The sequence below is a fragment of the Pseudomonas sp. D2002 genome (genome assembly GCF_013385735.1).
GTDB lineage: Bacteria > Pseudomonadota > Gammaproteobacteria > Pseudomonadales > Pseudomonadaceae > Aquipseudomonas.
The window spans coordinates 256,867-278,094 of the sequence record NZ_JACAPL010000002.1; the positions used below are offsets into that span (position 1 = coordinate 256,867).

Annotated in this window: 22 protein-coding genes; 13 read left to right on the forward strand and 9 right to left on the reverse strand. The window is 59.4% G+C overall.

The window, feature by feature from the left end:
* Nucleotides 1-18 precede the first annotated feature (18 nt).
* Nucleotides 19-288, reverse strand: coding sequence for a PepSY domain-containing protein (locus HX783_RS01475; RefSeq protein WP_016979404.1), 270 nt, complete (start codon nt 286-288; stop codon nt 19-21).
* A 152-nt stretch (nt 289-440) separates the two neighbouring features.
* On the opposite strand from HX783_RS01475, the gene HX783_RS01480 reads away from it, so the two are divergent.
* The 7 genes from HX783_RS01480 (at nt 441) to HX783_RS01510 (ending at nt 6,419) form a co-directional block, all read left to right on the forward strand.
* A complete protein-coding gene (locus HX783_RS01480) occupies nt 441-1,436 on the forward strand; it encodes a FecR family protein (protein ID WP_177015684.1) in 996 nt (331 codons plus the stop codon).
* A 315-nt stretch (nt 1,437-1,751) separates the two neighbouring features.
* Entirely contained in the window at nt 1,752-2,210 is a 459-nt protein-coding gene (locus HX783_RS01485) for a hypothetical protein (RefSeq protein ID WP_177015685.1), read from the forward strand.
* Nucleotides 2,207-2,770 carry an adhesin gene (locus HX783_RS01490; protein ID WP_177015686.1) on the forward strand — a complete coding sequence of 188 codons (564 nt, stop codon included), beginning with the start codon at nt 2,207-2,209 and terminating at the stop codon, nt 2,768-2,770. Before HX783_RS01485 ends, HX783_RS01490 begins: the two co-directional genes overlap by 4 nt.
* A gap of 66 nt (nt 2,771-2,836) precedes the next feature.
* Nucleotides 2,837-3,532 (forward strand): heme utilization protein, encoded by a 696-nt coding sequence (locus HX783_RS01495; protein ID WP_177015687.1) that lies wholly within the window; start codon nt 2,837-2,839, stop codon nt 3,530-3,532.
* A gap of 62 nt (nt 3,533-3,594) precedes the next feature.
* Complete coding sequence (locus HX783_RS01500; protein WP_159955945.1) at nt 3,595-4,272, forward strand: C39 family peptidase; 678 nt, start codon at nt 3,595-3,597, stop codon at nt 4,270-4,272.
* Between the two features lie 37 nt (nt 4,273-4,309).
* Nucleotides 4,310-5,059 (forward strand): hypothetical protein, encoded by a 750-nt coding sequence (locus HX783_RS01505; RefSeq protein ID WP_177015688.1) that lies wholly within the window; start codon nt 4,310-4,312, stop codon nt 5,057-5,059.
* Nucleotides 5,060-5,108: 49 nt separating this feature from the next.
* On the forward strand, nt 5,109-6,419 hold the full coding sequence (locus HX783_RS01510; RefSeq protein WP_159955941.1) for a hypothetical protein: 1,311 nt from the start codon (nt 5,109-5,111) through the stop codon (nt 6,417-6,419).
* A 132-nt stretch (nt 6,420-6,551) separates the two neighbouring features.
* On the opposite strand, the gene HX783_RS01515 is transcribed toward HX783_RS01510, so the two are convergent.
* A complete protein-coding gene (locus tag HX783_RS01515) occupies nt 6,552-7,877 on the reverse strand; it encodes a sigma-54 dependent transcriptional regulator (protein ID WP_159955939.1) in 1,326 nt (441 codons plus the stop codon).
* 345 nt (nt 7,878-8,222) lie between these two features.
* Between HX783_RS01515 and HX783_RS01520 the strand changes: the two genes are divergently transcribed.
* On the forward strand, nt 8,223-8,483 hold the full coding sequence (locus HX783_RS01520; protein ID WP_083358686.1) for a hypothetical protein: 261 nt from the start codon (nt 8,223-8,225) through the stop codon (nt 8,481-8,483).
* 103 nt (nt 8,484-8,586) lie between these two features.
* Here the strand turns inward: HX783_RS01520 and HX783_RS01525 are convergent, their stop codons facing one another.
* Genes HX783_RS01525 through gnd form a run of 3 tightly spaced genes read right to left on the reverse strand, consistent with a single transcriptional unit; the run spans nt 8,587 to nt 11,911 of the window.
* On the reverse strand, nt 8,587-9,411 hold the full coding sequence (locus HX783_RS01525; RefSeq protein WP_177015689.1) for a Cof-type HAD-IIB family hydrolase: 825 nt from the start codon (nt 9,409-9,411) through the stop codon (nt 8,587-8,589).
* Nucleotides 9,408-10,931 (reverse strand): glucose-6-phosphate dehydrogenase, encoded by a 1,524-nt coding sequence (gene zwf / locus HX783_RS01530; RefSeq protein ID WP_177015690.1) that lies wholly within the window; start codon nt 10,929-10,931, stop codon nt 9,408-9,410. The genes HX783_RS01525 and zwf overlap by 4 nt, the downstream gene beginning before the upstream one ends.
* Nucleotides 10,928-11,911, reverse strand: a complete 984-nt coding sequence (gene gnd, locus HX783_RS01535; RefSeq protein ID WP_177015691.1) for a phosphogluconate dehydrogenase (NAD(+)-dependent, decarboxylating) — start codon at nt 11,909-11,911, stop codon at nt 10,928-10,930. Before gnd ends, zwf begins: the two co-directional genes overlap by 4 nt.
* Before the next feature lie 270 nt (nt 11,912-12,181).
* On the opposite strand from gnd, the gene HX783_RS01540 reads away from it, so the two are divergent.
* From HX783_RS01540 to HX783_RS01555, 4 genes are all read left to right on the forward strand, one after another.
* Nucleotides 12,182-12,358 (forward strand): DUF6026 family protein, encoded by a 177-nt coding sequence (locus HX783_RS01540; protein WP_159955931.1) that lies wholly within the window; start codon nt 12,182-12,184, stop codon nt 12,356-12,358.
* 152 nt (nt 12,359-12,510) lie between these two features.
* Nucleotides 12,511-14,253 carry a phosphoethanolamine transferase CptA gene (locus tag HX783_RS01545; protein ID WP_159955929.1) on the forward strand — a complete coding sequence of 581 codons (1,743 nt, stop codon included), beginning with the start codon at nt 12,511-12,513 and terminating at the stop codon, nt 14,251-14,253.
* Between the two features lie 128 nt (nt 14,254-14,381).
* On the forward strand, nt 14,382-16,622 hold the full coding sequence (locus tag HX783_RS01550) for a TonB-dependent siderophore receptor (RefSeq protein WP_177015692.1): 2,241 nt from the start codon (nt 14,382-14,384) through the stop codon (nt 16,620-16,622).
* Nucleotides 16,623-16,764: 142 nt separating this feature from the next.
* Nucleotides 16,765-16,986, forward strand: coding sequence for a hypothetical protein (locus HX783_RS01555; RefSeq protein WP_177015693.1), 222 nt, complete (start codon nt 16,765-16,767; stop codon nt 16,984-16,986).
* A gap of 113 nt (nt 16,987-17,099) precedes the next feature.
* On the opposite strand, the gene HX783_RS01560 is transcribed toward HX783_RS01555, so the two are convergent.
* The 4 genes from HX783_RS01560 to HX783_RS01575 form a co-directional block, all read right to left on the reverse strand.
* Nucleotides 17,100-17,591, reverse strand: a complete 492-nt coding sequence (locus HX783_RS01560; RefSeq protein WP_177015694.1) for a GNAT family N-acetyltransferase — start codon at nt 17,589-17,591, stop codon at nt 17,100-17,102.
* Between the two features lie 157 nt (nt 17,592-17,748).
* Entirely contained in the window at nt 17,749-18,855 is a 1,107-nt protein-coding gene (gene zapE / locus HX783_RS01565) for a cell division protein ZapE (RefSeq protein WP_177015695.1), read from the reverse strand.
* A gap of 15 nt (nt 18,856-18,870) precedes the next feature.
* Nucleotides 18,871-19,209, reverse strand: coding sequence for a nuclear transport factor 2 family protein (locus HX783_RS01570; protein WP_177015696.1), 339 nt, complete (start codon nt 19,207-19,209; stop codon nt 18,871-18,873).
* 51 nt (nt 19,210-19,260) lie between these two features.
* Nucleotides 19,261-19,977 (reverse strand): YafY family protein, encoded by a 717-nt coding sequence (locus HX783_RS01575; RefSeq protein ID WP_177015697.1) that lies wholly within the window; start codon nt 19,975-19,977, stop codon nt 19,261-19,263.
* A 159-nt stretch (nt 19,978-20,136) separates the two neighbouring features.
* Between HX783_RS01575 and HX783_RS01580 the strand changes: the two genes are divergently transcribed.
* Complete coding sequence (locus tag HX783_RS01580; protein WP_177015698.1) at nt 20,137-21,183, forward strand: aldo/keto reductase; 1,047 nt, start codon at nt 20,137-20,139, stop codon at nt 21,181-21,183.
* Nucleotides 21,184-21,228: the final 45 nt, after the last annotated feature.

Sequence of the window (21,228 nt, forward strand, 5' to 3'; positions counted from 1 at the left end):
GCGGCCCCCGGCAGTGCCTCAGTCTTTCTGGTCACGCAGGATATTGCCCGAGGCGCCGTCGATACGTGCTTCATAGACCGTGCCATCGGACTTGCGGCCTTTGACTTCCCAATAGCCATTGTCGTCCGCTTCGGCCGCGTAGACCTCAACGTACCCGGCCTTGGTCTTGGCCACTTCGATGGCCTTTTCAATGGTAATCCAGCCCGCGCCCGGCTTATCGGCCAGGGCTGCGCCGGCACTCAGCAAAGCGGTGGTTGCACACAGGGCGACTAAGGTTTTCTTCAGCATGTTCGTACTCCTTTGTGGGAATGACGGACTCGTGTCCTGTGATTTCTGAGTTTTCCAAACGAGAATAAGTTCCAATTGATGTGCAATCGCCATGATGGTTGTTCTCGCCATCCGCCTCGGGAGGTTAGAATGTGCGAAATCAGGATGGATTAATGAGCGAAAACTCCCTTTCAGAAGCCGAATACGACGCCATCACCGACGCCGCTGCGCATTGGTGCATGCGCCTGCATGCCGGTGATTGCACGGCTGAAGAACGTCGGGCGTTTACGCAATGGCACGATGCCGACCCGCTGCACGCCTTCGAATACGCGGCCATGCTGGAAATTTGGGACGTGGCCGACCACCTGCCGCGCAGCGAGCCTTCGCCGGTGGTACTGCCGTTCAAGCCGCGCAGCCGCTTGCGCACTTACGCCGTCGCTGCAGCGGTGTGCCTCGCCGCCTTGCCGCTGGCAGCCTTCACGGGCTGGGAAGCAGGCTGGCTGCCCAGTGCCTATGAGCATTTCGATGCTGCCAATGGCCTGCGCAAGGTCACCCTTGGCGATGGCAGCCAAGTCGAGTTGAACCTGGGCACCGAATTGGTCTACCGCAATTACAAGGATCAGCGCCAAGTCACCTTGAAAAAGGGCGAAGCCTTTTTCAAGGTCACCCATGACCGCGGTCACCCGTTTATTGTGAAGGCCGGTGACGGACAGGTCCGGGTCACCGGCACCCAATTCAACGTATGGAAGTATGAAGACCAGGTCCGGGTGATGTTGCTGGAAGGCTCGGTGCAGATTTCCAGCGATACGCAGCACGCCGGCGTGCCGCTCAGCCCTGGCATGCAAGCCAGTTACCACACGGGTGACGCCACCCCGCAAGTCGCCGCGATAGACCCCAACGACGCTGGCCTGGCATGGCGCCAGGGCAAGTTGGTACTCGACAACCTGGCCCTGGCCGACGCGTTGCCACTGATCAACCGCTACCTGAACAAACCGGTGATGCTGGCAGATGCCAATACCGGGGCGATTCGCATTGGCGGCATCTACAACATCAATGAGGTCAACAACCTCGTCCCTTCCCTGCCCAAGGTTTTGCCGGTCTACCTGACCCAGAATCAGGACGGCAACCCCGTACTCAATTCCATCCCGCGTAAAGCGCCGAAGGGCTAAGCCCGCCTGCTCGTACGGGCTCGCTTGCGCCCGTAGTGTCCAATTTTGAAACACTTCCCTGGCCTGAATCGCCCGCCCGGTGCGGATTCATGGCTTTGTCATGTGCAGTGTTTCATCACTGAGACAGCCAACAGGTGGGGCTGCGCATAGACAGCCGCAGGGCGAGTGTTTCGCGGATGAAACACTTCGGCCGTCACCTCCCCACACATTAATCGCAACCTACTGAATATTCACGAAAAATCAAAAGCGGCACGCGTTCTGCTCTTTCCCTTACAGCGCTGTTTAGGGTCAGCGCGAAGAATAAGGAACACTGCCATGGACACACACAATCAAGGCTCCTTGAGCCTCCTGCTGATCAGCTGTGCACTGAGTGCCGGTGTGAGCCTCCCAGTGCTCGCGGCAGGTGATGGTGTGATCGTGATTGAACGCCAGGTGCAACCGTATTCGATCGGCCGTGCACGCGGCACCGACCCCTACCCCACCACCGTCAACGCCAACCCGTCTGCGCAAATCTTCCGCGCCTCCACCAATGAGCTCAGCGACCACGACATCGCGGGCATCAGCAGTGGCTCCAGCATTACACGCAGCATCATGCCCAATGGCGACATCACCGGTTTGAACAATATCGGCAGTGCCAACAACCTCGGTGCAGGCAGCGCAGCGGGCCATAGCGGCAGCGGCGGCGGCATCGCCGGCACGGTAAACGGCGCGATTTCCAGCGGCCTCGCCCCACTGAACAACATCAGCGGCATGGTCGGGGGGGCAATGAAATGAACCGCTCCTGGATGCTGCTTGCCGCGCTCGGTTGCACAGCGGCCATGGCCGACAGCAACAACAACGCGACCATCGATAACTCGGGCAAGCAATACAACGGCGTGGTCACGGTCAACCAGGCCGCCGGCGACCAGCAACAGCTGAGTAACAACGTTGCCATCACCGTCGGCCACAACGCCCAGACGACCATCGCCGTCACGCAAAAAATCAGCGGCGCCGCCGCCGACCGCGCCCTCAACGCCAAGACCGCGATCCAGGGCAACTCTTTCAGCAATGGCAACGGTGCACTGAGCGTCAACCAGTCCGCCGGGGCCCAGAACCAGATGATCAATGCCGTGCGAATCAGCGTCAGCGCTGGCCCGCAAAGCATCGACGACAGCGTCATGTCGCAACAGAACGTTGCGCTTGCAACCGACTCAGGGTTGACCCCTACCACTGGCAGCCGCCAGGTCGTTACCAGCGACCAGGCCTTCACCGGCAGCCGTGGAGTGGTTCAGGTCAACCAGAGCGCCGGGGTGGGGAACCGAGTGGCTAACACCCTGAATGTACGACTCAACTGATGGAGCTGAGTCGATAGCTAGACCGTACCAACACTTAACCAACTAATAGAAGCAAGGAGATACACCATGAAAACTACAATGGCTCTTAAACCACTGGCTTTCGCTCTCGCTGCGCTCATGGCTGTTGCTGCTCAAGCGGGTCAACCTAACCATCATCCTCAGCCTGCGCCAACGACCGCTTCCGCGACGACTCTGGACGGTCAAAGCAACCACTCCAACGTGGTGATCAATGACAAAACCAAAAACAACGCTTCGGCCAATGACTCCTACAACCACATCAGTGGCGTAGCGAACGGCAACGTGCTGAGCGGTGACAACAACCAAGGCAAAAACGACGTGGCCATCGTTTCCGGTGATGCCGACTTCGTGTTCGCCAGCGCCGGTACCGCACAATCGAACACCGGCAACTTCGTGCTCAACAGCGGCACCAAAAACAACGCTTCGCTCAACGACAGCGGCAACCACGCATCGGGCATCATTCAGTTGAACGCAGCGTCTGGCACCTCCAACCAAGCCAGCAACAGCACTGCAATTGCCTCGGGCAATGGCGACGGCGGCGCAGCAGCGGTCACCGGCGTGCAGGACGTGTCGGGCAACCTGACGCTCAACCTGAGCAGCGGCCACGGCTGGAGCACCAAACCTGTGGTCAACAACGCCAGCGTGAACAACTCGATGAACTACAGCTCGGGCGTATCGAACTCCAACGTTCTGTCGGGCAGCAACAACCAAGGTCAGAACAACGTAGCAATCACTCGCTTCTGATCCAGATAGGGCCTTGGCAACAAGGCCCTTTTTATTTCCAGTGTCCAACAGGTCATACGATCATGCGCCTCGTTGCCGTCCTCCTTTTGCTCGCACTCACCGGCCCGACCTGGGCAGGCCAAGTGGCAATCGTCATGCCCGGTGGCGGGCTGATGTACAAAAAGGTCGAGAGCATCCGCGAGCGCAAATTCGCCAACCTGGTGGAACAGAAAACCGATTTCAGCTGCGGTGCCGCCGCGCTGGCGACCATCTTGCGCCAAGCCTATTGGATGGACGTGGATGAAGACCACGTCATCAAGGGCATGCTGGTCAATGCCGACCAGGATTTGGTGCGCACCCAGGGCTTCTCGATGCTCGACATGAAGCGCTACCTGGAAAGCATCCACATGCGCGCCAAGGGCTACCGGATTACGCCCGAAGTACTGATCACCGTGAAAGTGCCGGTAGTGGTGCTGCTGGAGATTCGCGGCTACAAGCACTTCGTGGTGATGCAGCGTGCCGACAAGGACTGGGTGTACATCGGTGACCCCGTGCTGGGTAACAAGCGCTATGCCAAAGACGATTTCATCAAAGGCTGGAATGGCATCGTGTTCGCGGTTATCGGCGAGGGCTACGACAAGACCAACGCCTTGCTCACCCCGCCCGCCCCACTGACCGCCAAGAACCAGCTGAACGAGTTCAGCCCGGTACGCGACAGTGAATTGATGGACTTCGGTTTCATCCAGAGCGACTTCTTCTAGAAGCGCAATAAGGAGCAGGACGCTCCAGGAGCAAACGATGAACACTCTCCACTGGCTGACGGTCATGTGCCTGGCAGCCGCAGCACCGGCTTACGCCTCCTCGGCGTTCAAGCCGATCGAACTCAAGGACTCGGAAATGGCTGACCTGCGTGGGCGCTATGTGATGCCCGGGCGGATTGTCAGCTTCGGCATCGTGATGAGCAGCACCTGGACCAACGCCGCCGGTGCGAGCGTCACCGGCACCGCGAATATGCAGGTCAACTCGTCCACCATCACCCCACAGTTCTACGTGCAGATTACCGGCAACGACGGCAGCGGCGTGATCAAGCAGCCTGAAGGCACTGGCACGGTGGTGGGTGGCGCCGGCCTGGGCAGCGGCCAGGGCGTCGTGCAAAGCGTACGCGCCGCCGGTGATGGCAACACCGCCAGCAACGGCGTCGATATTAACGTTAACAAAAACGGCCTGGCACCTGCCAACTACGTGCAATCCGGGCAGGCCTTGATGGCCGGCCAGCCGATTACCGGAGGCACCGCAGCGGGCCAAGTCACGGTCACGGCCAACAATGGCGGGCTGCAAATGGCCCTCCAGGCCAATAACAACCAAGGCAATGTGGTGCAGCAAATCGGCGGTGGCAACGTGCTGCAAGGCACCGTTATTCAGGGCAACAGTAACTTCGTGAACAACTTGACCCAGCTCAATGTGGTGTTGGGCAACAACGGTTTAAACAACATCACGCAGAACCTCAACCTGGATCAACTCAAAGGCCTACGCCCTGCCGGATATTGAACTACGCTGTGCCTCGACACTTACGCATTAGAAAGGGACGGCTTATTTCATGCATCGATCGTTATCGTTACGTGCCGTGGTTTGCTTGAGTACGCTCCTGCCCGCATCCATGTTGTATGCCGCGCCGGATGCCGATATCGAAACGTTGAAGCAGGAACTGCTGGAGCTCAAGCAACGTTATGAAGTGCAGCAAAAAGCACTGGCCGTATTGGAGCAACGCGTACGCCAAGTAGAAGACCAACCTGCCACACCCGCGCCAAAACGCTTGGCCAAATCCCCTGCCGACTTCCAGAAAGGCGGCACCACGGTGGCCGGCAATACCCGTGGCGTCGGCGCCGCTGCAGCCTCCGGCGGCGCAGCGGGTGGCAGTTCATACGGGCAGAGCCTCAAGGACGACTCCGCCCCGGCGCAAAGCGTGAGCAACTTGTACAACGAGGCCAGCGGCTTTTTCGGCAACGGCAAGTTCAGCTTTGAAACCGGCATCACCTATGCGCGCTATGACGCTCGCCAGTTGTCGCTTAACGGTTTTCTGGCGCTGGACTCGATTTTCCTCGGCAATATCAACCTGGACCGAATCAAGTCGGACAGCTGGACCCTGGACCTCACCGGCCGCTACAACCTGGATAACCGTTGGCAGTTCGACTTGAACGTGCCGGTGGTGTACCGCGAATCGACATACCAGTCGGGAGGCGCCGGCGGCAGCTCCAACGCCACATCGGAAGGTACGGTCACCCGTGACCCAACCATCGGCGATGTCAACTTCGGCATTGCGTACAAGTTTCTCGACGAGAGCGCCAACCTGCCGGATGCGGTGGTGTCGGTTCGCGTCAAGGCCCCCACCGGCCAAGACCCTTACGGCATCAAGCTGATCCAGCAACCCGGCAACGATAACCTCGCCGTGCCGGAAAGCCTGCCTACGGGTAACGGTGTGTGGTCGGTGACGCCGGGTATTTCCCTGGTCAAGACCTTCGACCCGGCCGTACTGTTCGGTTCGCTGTCCTATACCCACAACTTCGAGGACTCGTTCAGCGACATCAGCCCCAACGTCAACCAGAAAATCCCCGGCAAAATCAGCCTGGGCGACAGCTTCCAACTCGGTGTGGGCGTAGCTTTTGCCCTCAACGAGAAGATGAGTATGTCGTTTTCCGTGTCTGACCTGGTGCAACGTAAAAGCAAGGTCAAGCAGAGTGGCCAGGATTGGCAGTCGGTGGTGTCCAGCGATGCCAACGCCGGTTACTTCAACGTGGGCATGACGATTGCGGCGTCGGAGAACCTGACGATTGTGCCGAACCTGTCGATTGGGATGACGGATGATGCGCCGGACTTTACGTTTAGTCTGAAGTTTCCGTATTACTTCTAGGGACGGCGGGACGCGGAGCGTCCCTGGCTACATTCCTTTGCTGCGCGTGGGAACGATCATCCCACGCAGAGTGTAGGAACGATCAGCCCCGCAACGATAAGGGTCGTTGCGGGGCTTTTCGGTTTACCCGCCCTAGCGGATCTGGTGTTTGTGCAGCAACCGGTAGAACGTCGGCCGGGAAACCCCCAACACGCGGGCGGCGACACTCAGGTTGTCGCTGTGCCGGTTGAGCACATCGCACAGCGCCTGTCGTTCGGCGCGGTGCTTGTAATCTTCCAGTGTAGCCATCGGCGGCGCGATTGCCTGCTCGCCTTGCAGTCCCAGATCAACGGCTTCAATCTGCCGCCCTTCAGCCAGCACCAGGCCACGCCGCACGCGGTTGGCCAGCTCACGCACATTGCCCGGCCACGGGTGTTGCCCCATGGCCACCAGTGCATCTTCGCTGAAACTGCGCGGGCGCCGGCCGGTTTCCTGGCTGTAGAAACGCGAAAAATGATTGGCCAGCATTGCCACATCGCCATGGCGCTCGCGCAGCGGCGCGGTAATCACCTGCAAAACGTTGAGTCGGTAATACAGGTCTTCGCGAAAGGTGCCCTTGGCCACTGCGGCCTCCAGGTCGACGTGAGTCGCCGCCAGCACGCGCACATCCACCGGGATGGGCTGGCTACCGCCGACGCGCTCGATCTGTTTTTCCTGCAGAAAGCGCAGCAGGTTGGCTTGCAGCTCCATGGGCAAGTCGCCGATTTCATCGAGAAACAGCGTGCCGCCATGGGCCGCCTCGATACGCCCGACTTTGCGCTGGTGCGCGCCGGTAAATGCACCTTTCTCATGGCCAAACAGTTCGGACTGGATCAAGTGTTCCGGAATGGCGCCGCAGTTGATCGCCACAAACGGCTTGGCATGGCGCTGGGATTGGCGATGCAGGGTCTTGGCCACCAGTTCTTTACCGGTGCCGCTGTCGCCGCGAATCAGTACCGGTGATTCCGTGGGCGCGAGCTTGGCCAGCAATTTGCGCAGTTCACGGATCGGCCGGCTATCGCCAAGCAACTCATGTTCGGGCTCGTCGACCAGCGCGTAGCCTTTGCCCCGCAGGCGTGCCATGCCGAACGCACGCCCGAGGGTGACTTGCACGCGCGCCACGTCAAAGGGCAGCGTGTGGAAGTCGAAAAACCACTCACACACAAAATCCCCGACATTTTGCAGGCGCAGCACATCCTGGCTGAGCACGGCGATCCATTCAGTGCCGCTGCGGCTGATCAACTCCTTGACCGCTTCGGGGCGTTCAAGGTGCTCGGGCTGCAAGCGCAGCAAGCCCACATCACAGGAACGATCACCTACGGCGCCCAGCGCACAGCTGTCCACTTCCCACCCGGCCGTGCGCAAGCCGGGTAATAGCGCGTGGCAATCCTCACAGGGATCGACCACGAGCAGGCGACGTTGGACAGGTGTAACAACCATGACTATTCCTTGGCGCCAGAATTATTAAAGTTATTTAGAAACAATGGTTTGTGATGTCTGGCGCTAACACTAGCAAGGTATTGACGCGCGCCTTGTACCGTTTCGCTATAAGTGTTGGCAAAAAGCCACTTCTGCAGTGTTTGGGGTTAAAAACTGAAGACGCATTAACCCCCTCATTCAGCGACCAAAACAGCCGCTTACATGACGTTAATCAGGAAAAGTTGAAATTTCTTGCTCTAACATGTGACCCGTACCCCGCCATCGTGCATCAGTACAAGTAACTCACCGTTTGGCCCGCCCAACCAACGGCACACACTTGATGGGCATTTTAGAGAGAAGACCCACATGAACGCCCCGCTCCGCATCAACGAAGCTCTTTTGATCGCAGACCGTGCTTTCCAACCCTTTCAATGCGTGGCCTGGCACGATGGCAATGGCGCCCTCAGCCTGAGCGTCATCGACCGTACCAATACCCGTATCGGCAGTAAACAGCTGTCTTCGAGCGCCTATACCGACCCTGCGCAACTGGAAGACTTGCTGTTGCAGGCGCGCGCCGAACTCGACAAAGATGGCCATCAGTTGCAGTCGTGGGCAATGCCGAAGTAAGTCGCCCAAGTAAGTCGCCCAAGAAACTTCCGATCATTGCCTGCCAGTAGCAACAATGATCGGAAGTTGGGTGTTAGAGCGTTGGCACTTTAAGTTGGCGTTATTATTTCGCCGCGAGAATAAACCGCTCAATGGCTTGCGCAGCGCCATCCTCGACATTGCTGCCGGTGACGACACTGGCTTGGCGCTTGACCACTTCTTCCGCCTGGCCCATGGCAATCGAAAAACCTGCCACGTGAAACATCGCCGGGTCGTTGCCGCCATCGCCGATGGCCAGCGTTTGCTCAAGCGGCACGCCAAGGTGCGCGGCCAGGGCCTTCAAGGCGTCACCCTTGTTGGCGAGCATGGCCGTCACGTCGAGGTACACCGGCTGTGAGCGCGACACATGCGCCAACCCTTCAACTTTGGGCTGCAGCTGCGCTTCCAGCGCTTTGAGCAACGGCGCGTTGTTACTGGCGGCAACGATCTTGTCGACCCGATCCAGGTAGGGCTCGAAACTCTCCACCACTATCGGCCCGTAACCCAAGCCGGCCGCCTCCCGCGCGACCATCGGGCCAGGCGGGTCACGGCGCAGCCAATCGCCGTCGGCGAACAGCCAGACTTCGACGTCCGGCTCTGCGCTGAACAGCGCCAGCGCCACCAAGGCCGCTTCTGCCGGCAAATGATGCGCCAGCAGGATGCTGCCATCGGGGTTGACCAACGTACCGCCATTAAAGCCCGCCACCGGCACATCGATGCCGAACGTCTCGACCATCTGCATCATGGCCTTGGGCGGGCGCCCGCTGGCCAGGCTGAAGAACACCCCGGCATCGCGCAACGCGCGCACCGTGTCGATGGTGCGCTGACTGGGGGTGTGGTCGGGGCGCAGCAGCGTGCCGTCCATATCACTCAATACAAACCGGATGGGATGGATCGTGGCGTCACTCATCCGAGGCTGTGCCAGGTGCGGCCGTCACGGGCCAGCAAGGCATCGGCCGCTGCCGGGCCATCTTCGCCAGCCTTGTAGGCCTGGATGCCGTCGTCCTCTTTCCAGGCATCCAGGAATGGCTGTACCGCACGCCAGCCGTTTTCGATGTTGTCGGCGCGCTGGAACAGGGTCTGGTCACCGGTCATGCAGTCGTAGATCAGGGTTTCGTAACCCGTCGACGGCTGCATCTCGAAGAAGTCCTTATAGTCAAACCCCAGCTCGATATTGGCCATCTCCAGGGTCGGCCCAGGCTTTTTGGCCAGCAGGTCGAACCACATGCCCTCATTCGGCTGGATCTGGATCTTGAGGTAAGTGGGCTTGAGCTCATCCACGTCGGTATCGCGGAACTGCGCGTAGGGCGCGTGCTTGAAGCAAATCACGATTTCGGTGTCGCGAATGCTCATGCGCTTGCCGGTACGCAGGTAGAACGGCACGCCAACCCAGCGCCAGTTGTCGATCATCACCTTAAGGGCAACGAACGTCTCGGTGCTGCTGTCGGGCGCGACATTGGCTTCTTCGCGGTAACCGGGCAGCTGCTTGCCGGCGATTTCACCGGCAGTGTACTGGCCGCGCACCGAGTTGGCCCGCGCATCTTCCAATGACCAGGGCCGGATGGCACCGACAACCTTGGCTTTCTCGCCCCGCACCGCATCGGCGCCAAACGCCGCCGGCGGTTCCATGGCCACCATCGCCAGCAACTGGAACAGGTGGTTGGGCACCATGTCGCGCAGGGTGCCGGTTTTTTCGAAGAAATTGCCCCGGGTTTCCACACCGACGGTTTCAGCCGCGGTGATTTGCACGTGGTCGATGTAATGGTTGTTCCAGAACGCTTCGAACAGCACGTTGGAGAAACGGCTGATGAGGATGTTCTGCACCGTTTCCTTGCCCAGGTAATGGTCGATGCGGTAAATCTGCTTCTCGCTCATCACCTTGAGCAGGCTCGCGTTCAGGGCTTCGGCAGTGGCCAGGTCGGAGCCGAAGGGCTTCTCGATCACCACACGGCGAAAGCCATCATCGGTTTCATTGAGCAAACCGGCGCTGCCCAGGCGCTGCACCACTTCACTGAAGAAGCGCGGTGCAGTGGCCAAGTAGAACACCGCGTTGGCGGTGCCGCTGTCGGCGATTTTCTTGCCGATGTCCGCGTAGGTGCTGTCGTCGAGGAAGTCGCCCTCGACGTAGCTGATGCCTTTGGCCAACTGCGCCCACAACTCGGGGTCCAAGGCGTTATCGGCATTGCCCTTGACCTTGCTGGCGGCCTCGGTGCGAATGAAATCCTCGAGCTTCTTGGCAAAGTCGGCGTCACTGATGGCGTTGTGATCAACGCCGACAATGCGCAGGCCGTCGCCCAGCAGCCCATCACGGCTCAGGTTGTACAGCGCCGGCATGAGCAGGCGCTTGACCAGGTCGCCATGGGCGCCAAACAGAAACAGCGTGGTCGGTGGAGCGGGTTCGGCCTTGGGTTTCTTGCCGTTGACGGTCATTTTTTGGAAGTCTCCACATGGCCGCCAAAGCCGAAGCGCATGGCAGAAAGCATTTTGTCACCGTAGGTGCTCTGCTGGCGGGAACGGAAACGCGCGAACAACGAGGTAGACAGCACCGGCACCGGCACTGCTTGCTCCATGGCCGCTTCGATGGTCCAGCGGCCTTCGCCACTGTCGGCCACGGAGCCCGAATAACCGTCGAGTTTCGGGTCGGTGGCCAAGGCGTCGGCGGTCAGGTCCAGCAACCACGACGAAACCACGCTGCCACGGCGCCAGACTTCGGCGATGTCGGCGACGTTGAGATCAAAGCGCTGATCTTCCGGCAGGTTGTCCGAGTTCTTGGTTTTGAGGATGTCAAAACCTTCGGCAAAGGCCTGCATCATCCCGTACTCGATGCCGTTGTGAATCATCTTCACAAAATGCCCGGAACCGGCTGGGCCCGCGTGAATGTAGCCATGTTCGGCTCGTGAATCAGCCGAGGCGGAACGGTCCTTGGTGCGCGGGATCGTGCCCAGGCCTGGGGCCAGGCTGGCGAAAATCGGGTCGAGGCGTTGCACGGTCTCGGCGTCGCCACCGATCATCATGCAATAACCGCGCTCCAGGCCCCAGACGCCGCCGGAGGTGCCGACGTCGACATAGTGCAGGCCTTTTTCCGACAGCGCCTTGGCACGGCGCACGTCGTCTTTATAGTTGGTGTTGCCGCCGTCGATGATCACGTCACCGTCTTCCAGCAATTCGCTCAGTTCATTGATGGTGTTTTCAGTCGGGTCGCCTGCAGGCAACATGACCCAAACGGCGCGCGGCTTTTGCAGGCCGGCCACCAGGGCTTTCAAGTCGGCAACGCCGGTGGCGCCCTCTTCGCTCAAGCCTTTGACGAATGCTTCGTTACGGTCGTATACAACGGTGGTATGCCCATTGAGCATCAGGCGCCGCGCAATGTTACCGCCCATGCGGCCTAGTCCGATAATCCCCAGTTGCATGTGCTGATGCTCCTAACTGCTAAATAAATGTGTGACATAGTTTATAGCGCAATGAGGCTAATGAGGGTTAGTCCAGAGCGGATCCGTGTAGTTTCATGACAAAAAGTTGGCCAGCGTTTCAGCATCACCGCGCAAAAAGTCACACGACCATCAAAAATAAAAAAGTTCCCTTGATTCAAAAAAGAATTCAGAATTGCTTCCGACTGGTGTCGAGCCCCTCCCCTAACGCGTTCCGACATCGCGATCTACCGGCTATTTGCGAGGCAAGCAATGAGCACAGCACAGATGACCCGCCCGCCACAGACCCTCTACGTCAGCGTCCGTCGCGATGAATTGCGCCAGTTGAAAGACGAACGCGATCAGTTGCAGCAGGAAGTCCTGCGCTTGCGTTCCTACCTTCAGGCCCAGATCAACCAGGCGTCCGGCACCCAGCCCGCGCTTTGCTGAACGTGAGCTGAACGAACCGTTCAGGAATAACTCACGAAGTTTTCACACCCTCCTCCCGATACTCCCGCCGAATAGGGCCGCCCACCTGGGGTAGCCCTCGTGTTGCGCGCACTTCTGCGCGGTGACTGGCAATTATCGGGTTGGAGCGCTGGATGGCGATGTTCAAACGCAGCACGAAGTCTGCGAAAGGCTTTGATTGGGCCGGCCTTGGCTGGCTGTTCCTGTTTTTCTGGTATTTCTCGGGTATCACCCAACTCCTGATCCAACTGACCGGCACCTCCGGGTTCAGTGGTTTTCGCCAAGCCTTCTTCCTTAGCGCCTTCTGGTTGGCGCCGATGCTGCTGTTCCCGCGCCAGACCCGCATGCTCGCCGCATTGATCGGCGTGGTGCTGTGGGCCTGTTCCATGGCCAGCCTTGGTTACTTCTTCATCTATCAGCAGGAGTTTTCGCAAAGCGTCATCTTCATCATGTTCGAGTCGAACATCTCTGAAGCCGGCGAATACGCGACCCAATACTTCGCCTGGTGGATCGTGCTGGCGTTCATCGCCCATACCGCCTTTGCAGTGTTCCTGTGGACCCGCCTGCGCCCGGTCTACCTGCCGCGCGGCCAGGCGATCCTGGCGGCGACTGCGATTGTACTGGCGGTGGTCGGCTACCCGCTGGTCAAGCAGATTGCAACCAACCCGACCATGGAACTGGCCATCGACGGCTTCGAATCGCGTGTCGAGCCCGCCGTGCCATGGCAGATGATCGTTGCCTACCGCCGTTACACCGAACAACTCAACAGCATGCAAGGCATGCTGACCAGTGCCAGCCAGATCCCGCCCTTGAAGAACCTCAAGGACACCATGGCCGGCCAGCCCTCCACGCTGGTGCTGGTGATCGGCGAGTCCACCAACCGCCAGCGCATGAGCCTCTACGGCTACCCGCGTAACACCACGCCGGAACTGGACAAGCTGCGCGACCAGCTGGCGGTGTTCGACAACGTCATTACCCCGCGCCCCTACACCATTGAAGCGCTGCAACAGGTGCTGACCTTCGCCGACGAAGAGAACCCGGACCTGTACCTCAAGACGCCGTCGATTGTGAGCGTGATGAAACAGGCCGGCTACAAGACCTACTGGATCACCAACCAGCAGACCATGACCAAGCGCAACACCATGCTCACGACCTTTTCCGAACAGGCTGACGAGCAGGTGTACCTCAATAACAACCGCAACCAGAATGCCCGCCAATATGATGGCGACGTACTGGAGCCTTTCGCCAAGGCCATGGCTGACCCTGCTGAACGCAAATTCATCGTGGTGCACCTGCTGGGCACGCACATGAGCTACCAGTATCGCTACCCGCCGACCTTCGACAAATTCACCGATCGCCAGGGCGTACCGCCCGGCATCAGCGATGAACAGCTGCCGGTCTACAACAGCTACGACAACGCGGTGCTGTACAACGACTTCGTGGTGTCGAGCCTGATCAAGGACTACGCCAAGACCGACCCGAACGGCTTCCTGCTGTACCTCTCGGACCACGGCGAGGACGTGTACGACTCGGCCGGCCACAGCACCCTGGGGCGTAACGAAGGCAAGCCCACTGCGCCGATGTACACCATTCCGTTCATGGCGTACGCCTCGCCGAAGTGGCGGGAAACCCACGACTGGAGCTTCGCCAGCAGCCTGCAGCGCCCTTCCAGCAGCTCGCAATTGATCCACACCTGGGCCGACCTCGCCGGGTTGAGCTTCGATGAATGGGACCGCAGCAAGAGCCTGGTCAATGCCAGCTTCAAGCCGCGTCCGCTGATGATTGGCGACCCTTATATCGGCCAGAAAAAAGGCCTGATCGATTTCAGCATGCTCAAGCCGAAGAAGCCGGATGCCGCTGAAGTGGTCATCAAGTAGCCAAGGCCTTGTAACAGAAAGATAACAATCATTCTCGTTTAAACCTAAAGTTCCACGTCTCCTTTCGTCTTTGAGCCATGGCCTTCCCTTTCCGGGGTGGCTTCAAAGACGACAAGGAGTCTGCCGCGATGCTCGCGCCGTTTACCCGTTCCATGACCCTCACCCTTGGCCTGTTCGGTGCTGTTCTGAGCACGGACCTACTGGCCGAAACCGACCCCGAACACCCGCCGACCAACACGCTGGAGCTGGGCGCCACCAGCATCACCGCCGAAGGCCTGGGCGCCACCACCGAGCACACCGGCGCCTACACCACCGGCGCGATGAGCACGGCGACCAAGCTCAACTTGTCCATCAAGGAAACCCCTCAGTCGGTCTCGGTGATCACCCGTCAGCAGATGGATGATTTCAACCTCAACACCCTGACCGAGGTGCTGCGCCAGACAACCGGTGTCAACGTCCAGCACTATGACTCCGACCGCGTCTACTACTCCTCCCGTGGCTACGCCATCACCAATTACCAGATTGACGGGATGCTCAATACCTTCGGGTATATGAAGTCGGACGCTGACACCATCATCTACGACCACATTGAGGTCGTACGTGGCGCCACGGGCTTGACCACCGGCGCAGGTGACCCTTCGGCCACCGTCAACATGGTACGCAAGCGCCCAACCGCGCAATGGCAGGCAAAAACCGGCGTGAGCGGTGGCAGCCACGACAACTACTACAGCTACGTGGACGTGGGCGGCCCGCTGGCCTTTGACGGCCGCTTGCGCGGGCGCAGCGTGCTGGCCTACCGCGATAGCAAGTCGTTCCGTGACAACTACGGGCTGCAGCGCACCGTCGGCTACGGCATTCTGGAAGGCGATCTTTCAGACGACACCGTGCTGGCCGTAGGCTTTGATTACCAGGACAAACACGTGCAAGGCACGTCCTGGGGCACCGTGCCCTACTGGAACAGCCAGGGCGGCAAGGCCGGGCTGTCGCGCTCCACCAACATGGCGGCAGACTGGAGCTCCTGGCCGCTGACGGACAAAACCACCTTCGCGACGCTGGACCATCGGCTGGCGGGTGACTGGCATCTGAAGGCGGCGTATACCCATCGCCAAAGCGATACGGATGGCAAGGTCTACTACGGCGGCGCTGGCTTTCCCAATGATGATCGCAGCGGCATGAAAGCCTGGAACAGCCATATGCTCGGTACGTCCAGAATGGAGGCGATCGACCTCAACCTCGCCGGCACTTATCCGCTGCTAGGCCGCGAGCACAAGCTGATGGTGGGTTATGGCGAAGCCGCACAACGCGACACCTCACCGTTCATGCGCCAGGGCAAGACGCCCGCCGGGTACAACGACATCGACGACTGGAAACACATGGGCGGGATCGCCAAGTTTCCTGACACGGTCACGTCGCTCAAGGGCGAGCACAGCTCTAAAAAACAGAAGGCGGGTTACCTGGCCACTCAACTGAACCTGACGGATCGCCTGCACGCGGTGCTGGGCAGCCGCTATGGCAGTTGGGAGTACGAAAAAGCCGAACCTGACTATGACGCCAATGACCAGTTGAAGAACAGCGGCAAGACGCGTCAGACCCACAATGACATGTGGACGCCTTATGCGGGGCTGCTCTATGACCTGACGCCGGAGTACACGGTCTACGCCAGTTACACCGATATTTTCAGGCCACAGGATTCCGTCGACGTGGGTAAGAAGTATCTGGAGCCCGTTGTGGGCAGCAACTATGAAGTGGGGCTCAAAGGCAGCCTGCTGCAGGAGCGCTTGAATGTGGCCGCGGCTTACTTCTGGAGCACCCAGGACAACGTCGCAGAACTGGACGACTCGGTACCGCCGAACCCAACCACGGGGGAGGAATACTACAAATCCGGCGGCAAGGGTAACAAGGTCAATGGCTTCGAACTCGAGGTTGCCGGTGAAGTCCTGCCCGACTGGAATGTGACCGCAGGCTATACCTACACCCACTCGTTGAATGGCTCGGGCAAACGTAACAATACCCAACAACCACTCAACCTGCTGAAGCTCTCCAGCGCCTACCGGCTGCCGGGCCAATGGCGCAACCTCACGGTGGGTGGCGCGGTGAATTGGCAGAGCGACATGTATGACTTCAGCAACCGGCCTACGGGCGCGCGGGATGACAAGGGCAACCTGATCACTACGCGGGCAAAGATTACCCAACAGGCCTACACCGTGGTCAACCTGATGTCGCGCTACCAGTTCGACGAACATGTTTCGGCATCGGTTAACGTGAACAATCTATTTGATAAAAAATATTACGAACGTGTCGGCTTTTATAATGGCGTGTATTGGGGAGACCCGCGCTCCATCACGCTTGCCTTGGACTGGCAGCTGTAAGCCCTGCCCCGGAAGTTAACAAAAACGTTAACTTCCGGGCGGTTCCACGTTAATTCCCACTTAATAAGACGCCGCCATAGTCGCCCCATGAACCGGATCAAGGAGTGATCGGACACCTTTCACTCTTAATGGGAATACTGCCATGAAACTCTCCACCTTGATGCTCGCCAGCCTGATGACCGTGACCTCCGTTGCCGCCTTTGCAGAAGGCGGTTCAGAGCGCTCCAAGCAGTTCTACAACGACTTCACCTTCATGCAGCAAAAGACACACGGCACGAATGACAAAACAGCGATTGCCGATGGCAAGACTGTAAAGCCTCGCACTACCGAACAACCGGATGCCGAGCAAAAACCGAACAGCTGATTTAATACTTAGTTAATCCGCATTACCCTGTGCCATCCCGCTCCGTTGGTAAAGGTTAACTTGGCGCCATTTAATGGCGCCTTTTTTTGCCCTGCGTTTAATCAGAGCCACTATTAAAGCGGTTTACTCCAGAACAACATGCGCCCGTGAGCCGGGTCAAAGATCGAATCATCAAAACCGAACTTGCGATACGCCGCTTGAGCCACGTCATTGCCTTCAAGCACCTCCAGGGTGATCTTGCAGCAACCTCGCTGGCGCGCGATTTCCTCAACCTTTTGCAACATTTTCTGACTCAACCCCAGGCCACGAAACGGGTTCATCACCACCACGTCGTGAACGTTGACCAGCGGGCGGCAGGCAAACGTCGAGAACCCTTCAAAGCAGTTAACCAAACCTGCCGGCTCGCCACCGACAAACGCCAGTACGCTGAACGCGTGGGGGCGCTTGGCCAACTCGGCCGGCAATTGCTGCAACAGGTCGGCAGGCAAGGTATGACCGCCGCCCATCGGGTCTTCGGCGTAATGGTTAAGCACCAGGCCAATCGCCTCGGCATGCACGGGGTTGGTGTAGCTGGCTTGCAGCACCAGGATGTCAGGGGTGTCCATTTCCTTCCTCAATCACGACAACAAGGGAACAGGCTCCCTTTGAGAGGACGATTGTAAGCGCGGAGTCGGCTCTGGATGAAGGAGATTAACTACAAATGCCTGCCTGAAAGCACGAAGGTTGGGCGCATCAACAAGCGCCTTCAGCCTGGGATTTGTCCTATGCGCCGAAACGCTGAAGTTGCATCTCCTGTAACCGGCTCAGGGTGCGGCGAAATGCAAACTCCAGATAGCCTTCGGTGTAGAGATGTTCCAGCGCCACACGGGCCTCGATAAACAACGGCACTTTGCGGTCGTAGCACTCATCCACCAGCGCGATAAAGCGCCGCACACTGTCATCGTGCACCGACAATTGCGGCAGTTCGCGATCACCGGCCACCACGCGCTGGGCAGCATCTTCAGTGCCCCGAGCGATGCGCGCCGGGCGCTTCTGCGCACTCAGGTTGGGAACCTCACCCAGCAGGATCGCGCTGAAGCGATCACACAACAGCATAAAGTCCATGGCGGCCAGCGGCTGCTCGCACAGATCGCAGTAGCGACACCAAAGCACCGTATCGCTGGACAGCACCGCCGCAATCGAGCGATGGCCGACACTGACCGGCCCGCTGCTCACCGCCTGCCCTTCGCTCAGCTGCTTGAACACCGTGGCGAGTGCCTCCGGCTGATTCACCCAATAACGCTGCAAGCTCGCGCCGGGATGCAAACGGTGATCTTCCTCACCGTCTACCGCCACCACCTGCATATGCTGCTTGATCGCCGCGATGCCCGGCAGGAAGCGTTCGCGGTTGAAGCCATCGGCATACAGCTGGTCAGGAGGCTGGTTCGAGGTGCACACCATCACCACGCCTTCTTCGAACATCACCTGGAACAGGCGGCCGAGAATGATCGCATCACCAATGTCACTCACGAACAGCTCGTCGAAACACAGCACCCGCACTTCCTGGCTGAGCTCACGGGCCAAGGCCTGCAACGGGTCGTGGATGCCGCTGAGCTGGAACAAACGCTGGTGCACCCAGCCCATGAAGTGATGAAAATGCTGACGCCGCGCGGGCACCCGCAGGGTCTGGTAGAACTGGTCCATCAACCAGGTTTTACCGCGGCCCACCGGCCCCCAGAGGTAAACCCCGGTGATCGGTGAATGGCCTTGGTGCAAGGCTTCGTGGCAGTGCTGCAAGGCGTCAACCGCCCGGCGCTGGGCGTCGTCGACGACGAAACCTGGCTGGGCGATGGCATGTTGGTACGCGGCGAGAGGCGAGTCGAAAGTCATGCGTGCCAGTATGACTTACAGGGAGATATCCAGCCGCGAAATCTTGCCCTGCTCGTTCAGGCGAAAGGTGTAGCGCAGCTCAAGCGGGCTACCGGGGAAATTGCCGGACACCCCATTGCTGACCAACACCTTGCCGGTGCGATGCTGCACATTCAGCACCTCGACCCGCGGCTGATAACGGCGCCCGGTGTCTTCCATCCAACGCGCAATGGCGGCTATACCGACTTGATGCTCGCCTTCATCGAACACGTTGGCATCGTCAGCAAAACAATGGGCGATGGCCGAGGTATCGCGGGTATTGGTCGCAGCGATATAGGCGACGATGGCCGGGGCCAACTCAGGCAGGCTCGACATGGCACAGCTCCTTTTTAGTAATGTGTAGCGCCATGCTAAGCCAGGGACGTGTCAGTTTTTGTCAGGAGTAAAGGGCCCGGATTCATTCTGCTCCATCAGCTTGCGCCAAGCCCGCAGCCAGTCGCTGCGCCGCCCTGGATAACGGTCGCCCTGGGCATTCGCGGCGGCCACACGGTCGGTGCGAAAGGTGCGATAGGCACCGCGCAATTCGCACCACGCCACAATCACCCGCACTTCATTCAGAAAGCCCAGCGCCAAGGGCCAGATCAGCCGCTGGCTTTGGGTCTGGCTGGCGTCTGCGTAGTCGATATGCAGCTTGGCCTGGTTGCGAATGGCCTCGCGAAACACGTTGAGCGGCACGCGGTTTTCCGGGTAGCCAAACCCCGGTGGGCCCGGCAACAGCGTTGGGTTACGCAGGGCTTCCTGCGCGGTGGGATCGAGCACGTCGGCAATCTTTGCCAAGGCATTGGCTGCGGCGCGGCTGAGCACGTCATCGCCACGCTGATCCACGTAGCGCAAGCCGAGCACGATGGCCTCGGTTTCCTCGGCGTTAAGCATCAACGGCGGCAGAAACAAGCCACTGCGCAACACATACCCAACCCCCGCCTCGCCGAAAATCGGCGCGCCCAACGCAGTCAATTCAGCAATATCGCGGTACAGCGTGCGCTCCGACACCTCCAACTGCGCGGCCAGCACGGCGGCCGTCACCGGGCGCTTTTTGCCCCGCAGGGCCTGGAGCAAAGTCAGTAGACGAGTGGTACGCGACACGTTGATCCCGCCGAAAAGGAAAAAGTGCCGCAGCTTAGCAGAGCCCCCTGTCAGAAAACGTCAGCAGTAAAAAACCCGCTTGACCGAAAACATTACAAGCATCATATTATTTACATGTTACTGAACATTTAATAAAACCAAACGGTCAGGAGTTTTCCTATGCGCAATAAAGTCTTTGGCCGCCGCAGCGGTCTGCAAGTCTCTGAACTGGCCTTGGGCACCGGAAATTTCGGTACGGGCTGGGGCCATGGCGCCGAGCGCGAAGAAGCCAAGCAGATCTTTGATGGCTACCTGGAAGCCGGTGGCAACTTCCTCGATACCGCCAACGGCTACCAGTTTGGCCAGGCGGAAAAACTGCTGGGCGAATTTATCGCCACTGAGCGCGACAACCTGGTCGTCGCCAGCAAATACAGCCTGCGCACTCAGCCGTCCGATGCCGGTACGATCAAGCTCGGCAACAATCGCAAGAACCTGGTGCGCGCCGTCGAAGAAAGCCTCAAGCGCTTGAACACCGACCGCATCGACCTGCTCTGGGCGCACATGAGCGACAACGTCACGCCCATGGAAGAGATTCTGCGCGGCTTCGATGACCTGGTCCGCGCCGGCAAAATCCACTATGCCGGCCTCTCCAACTTCCCGGCCTGGCGGATTGCCCGCGCTGACCTGCTGGCCGAAGTACGCAGCTTCGCGCCGATTATTGGCGTCCAGGTCGAATACAGCCTGGTCGAACGCAGCGCCGAACGCGAACTACTGCCAATGGCAGAAGCACTCGGCCTGGGCGCTACGTTGTGGTCGCCCCTGGGCGGTGGCTTCCTCACCGGCAAGTACCGCGAAAGCCTCGACGACAACCGCGCCAACAAGCTGGGCATGCTGATCCACTCGGAAACCAGCGCGCGCGAAACCGCCGTGCTCGACACCCTGCTGGCAGTCGCGGCTGAACTCGACGCCAGCCCAACCCACGTCGCCATCGCGTGGATAAGGGCAAAGGCCCGCCGTTCGACCACCGCACTGATCCCGATCCTCGGCTCACGCACCCGCGCGCAGTTTGACGCCACATTGGGCGCATTGGACGTGGAGTTGTCGGCCGAGCACGTTGCGCGCCTGGACACCGCCAGCGCCATACCGTTGGGCGTGCCGCACGGGATCATCGCAGAGCGTTTCCCCATCGATAACGGCTTGGACAGCCCTCGCCCTCCGGTTATTTGAGACGAAAAAAAACGGCCTGAACAGGCCGTTTTTTTTAAACGCAGA

What these genes read in the sequence shown, in the direction of transcription:
- HX783_RS01475 (WP_016979404.1), bottom strand. Translation starts at nt 288, where the DNA reads ATGCTGAAGAAAACCTTAGTCGCCCTGTGTGCAACCACCGCTTTGCTG.
- HX783_RS01480 (WP_177015684.1), top strand. Translation starts at nt 441, where the DNA reads ATGAGCGAAAACTCCCTTTCAGAAGCCGAATACGACGCCATCACCGAC.
- HX783_RS01485 (WP_177015685.1), top strand. Translation starts at nt 1,752, where the DNA reads ATGGACACACACAATCAAGGCTCCTTGAGCCTCCTGCTGATCAGCTGT.
- HX783_RS01490 (WP_177015686.1), top strand. Translation starts at nt 2,207, where the DNA reads ATGAACCGCTCCTGGATGCTGCTTGCCGCGCTCGGTTGCACAGCGGCC.
- HX783_RS01495 (WP_177015687.1), top strand. Translation starts at nt 2,837, where the DNA reads ATGAAAACTACAATGGCTCTTAAACCACTGGCTTTCGCTCTCGCTGCG.
- HX783_RS01500 (WP_159955945.1), top strand. Translation starts at nt 3,595, where the DNA reads ATGCGCCTCGTTGCCGTCCTCCTTTTGCTCGCACTCACCGGCCCGACC.
- HX783_RS01505 (WP_177015688.1), top strand. Translation starts at nt 4,310, where the DNA reads ATGAACACTCTCCACTGGCTGACGGTCATGTGCCTGGCAGCCGCAGCA.
- HX783_RS01510 (WP_159955941.1), top strand. Translation starts at nt 5,109, where the DNA reads ATGCATCGATCGTTATCGTTACGTGCCGTGGTTTGCTTGAGTACGCTC.
- HX783_RS01515 (WP_159955939.1), bottom strand. Translation starts at nt 7,877, where the DNA reads ATGGTTGTTACACCTGTCCAACGTCGCCTGCTCGTGGTCGATCCCTGT.
- HX783_RS01520 (WP_083358686.1), top strand. Translation starts at nt 8,223, where the DNA reads ATGAACGCCCCGCTCCGCATCAACGAAGCTCTTTTGATCGCAGACCGT.
- HX783_RS01525 (WP_177015689.1), bottom strand. Translation starts at nt 9,411, where the DNA reads ATGAGTGACGCCACGATCCATCCCATCCGGTTTGTATTGAGTGATATG.
- zwf (WP_177015690.1), bottom strand. Translation starts at nt 10,931, where the DNA reads ATGACCGTCAACGGCAAGAAACCCAAGGCCGAACCCGCTCCACCGACC.
- gnd (WP_177015691.1), bottom strand. Translation starts at nt 11,911, where the DNA reads ATGCAACTGGGGATTATCGGACTAGGCCGCATGGGCGGTAACATTGCG.
- HX783_RS01540 (WP_159955931.1), top strand. Translation starts at nt 12,182, where the DNA reads ATGAGCACAGCACAGATGACCCGCCCGCCACAGACCCTCTACGTCAGC.
- HX783_RS01545 (WP_159955929.1), top strand. Translation starts at nt 12,511, where the DNA reads ATGGCGATGTTCAAACGCAGCACGAAGTCTGCGAAAGGCTTTGATTGG.
- HX783_RS01550 (WP_177015692.1), top strand. Translation starts at nt 14,382, where the DNA reads ATGCTCGCGCCGTTTACCCGTTCCATGACCCTCACCCTTGGCCTGTTC.
- HX783_RS01555 (WP_177015693.1), top strand. Translation starts at nt 16,765, where the DNA reads ATGAAACTCTCCACCTTGATGCTCGCCAGCCTGATGACCGTGACCTCC.
- HX783_RS01560 (WP_177015694.1), bottom strand. Translation starts at nt 17,591, where the DNA reads ATGGACACCCCTGACATCCTGGTGCTGCAAGCCAGCTACACCAACCCC.
- zapE (WP_177015695.1), bottom strand. Translation starts at nt 18,855, where the DNA reads ATGACTTTCGACTCGCCTCTCGCCGCGTACCAACATGCCATCGCCCAG.
- HX783_RS01570 (WP_177015696.1), bottom strand. Translation starts at nt 19,209, where the DNA reads ATGTCGAGCCTGCCTGAGTTGGCCCCGGCCATCGTCGCCTATATCGCT.
- HX783_RS01580 (WP_177015698.1), top strand. Translation starts at nt 20,137, where the DNA reads ATGCGCAATAAAGTCTTTGGCCGCCGCAGCGGTCTGCAAGTCTCTGAA.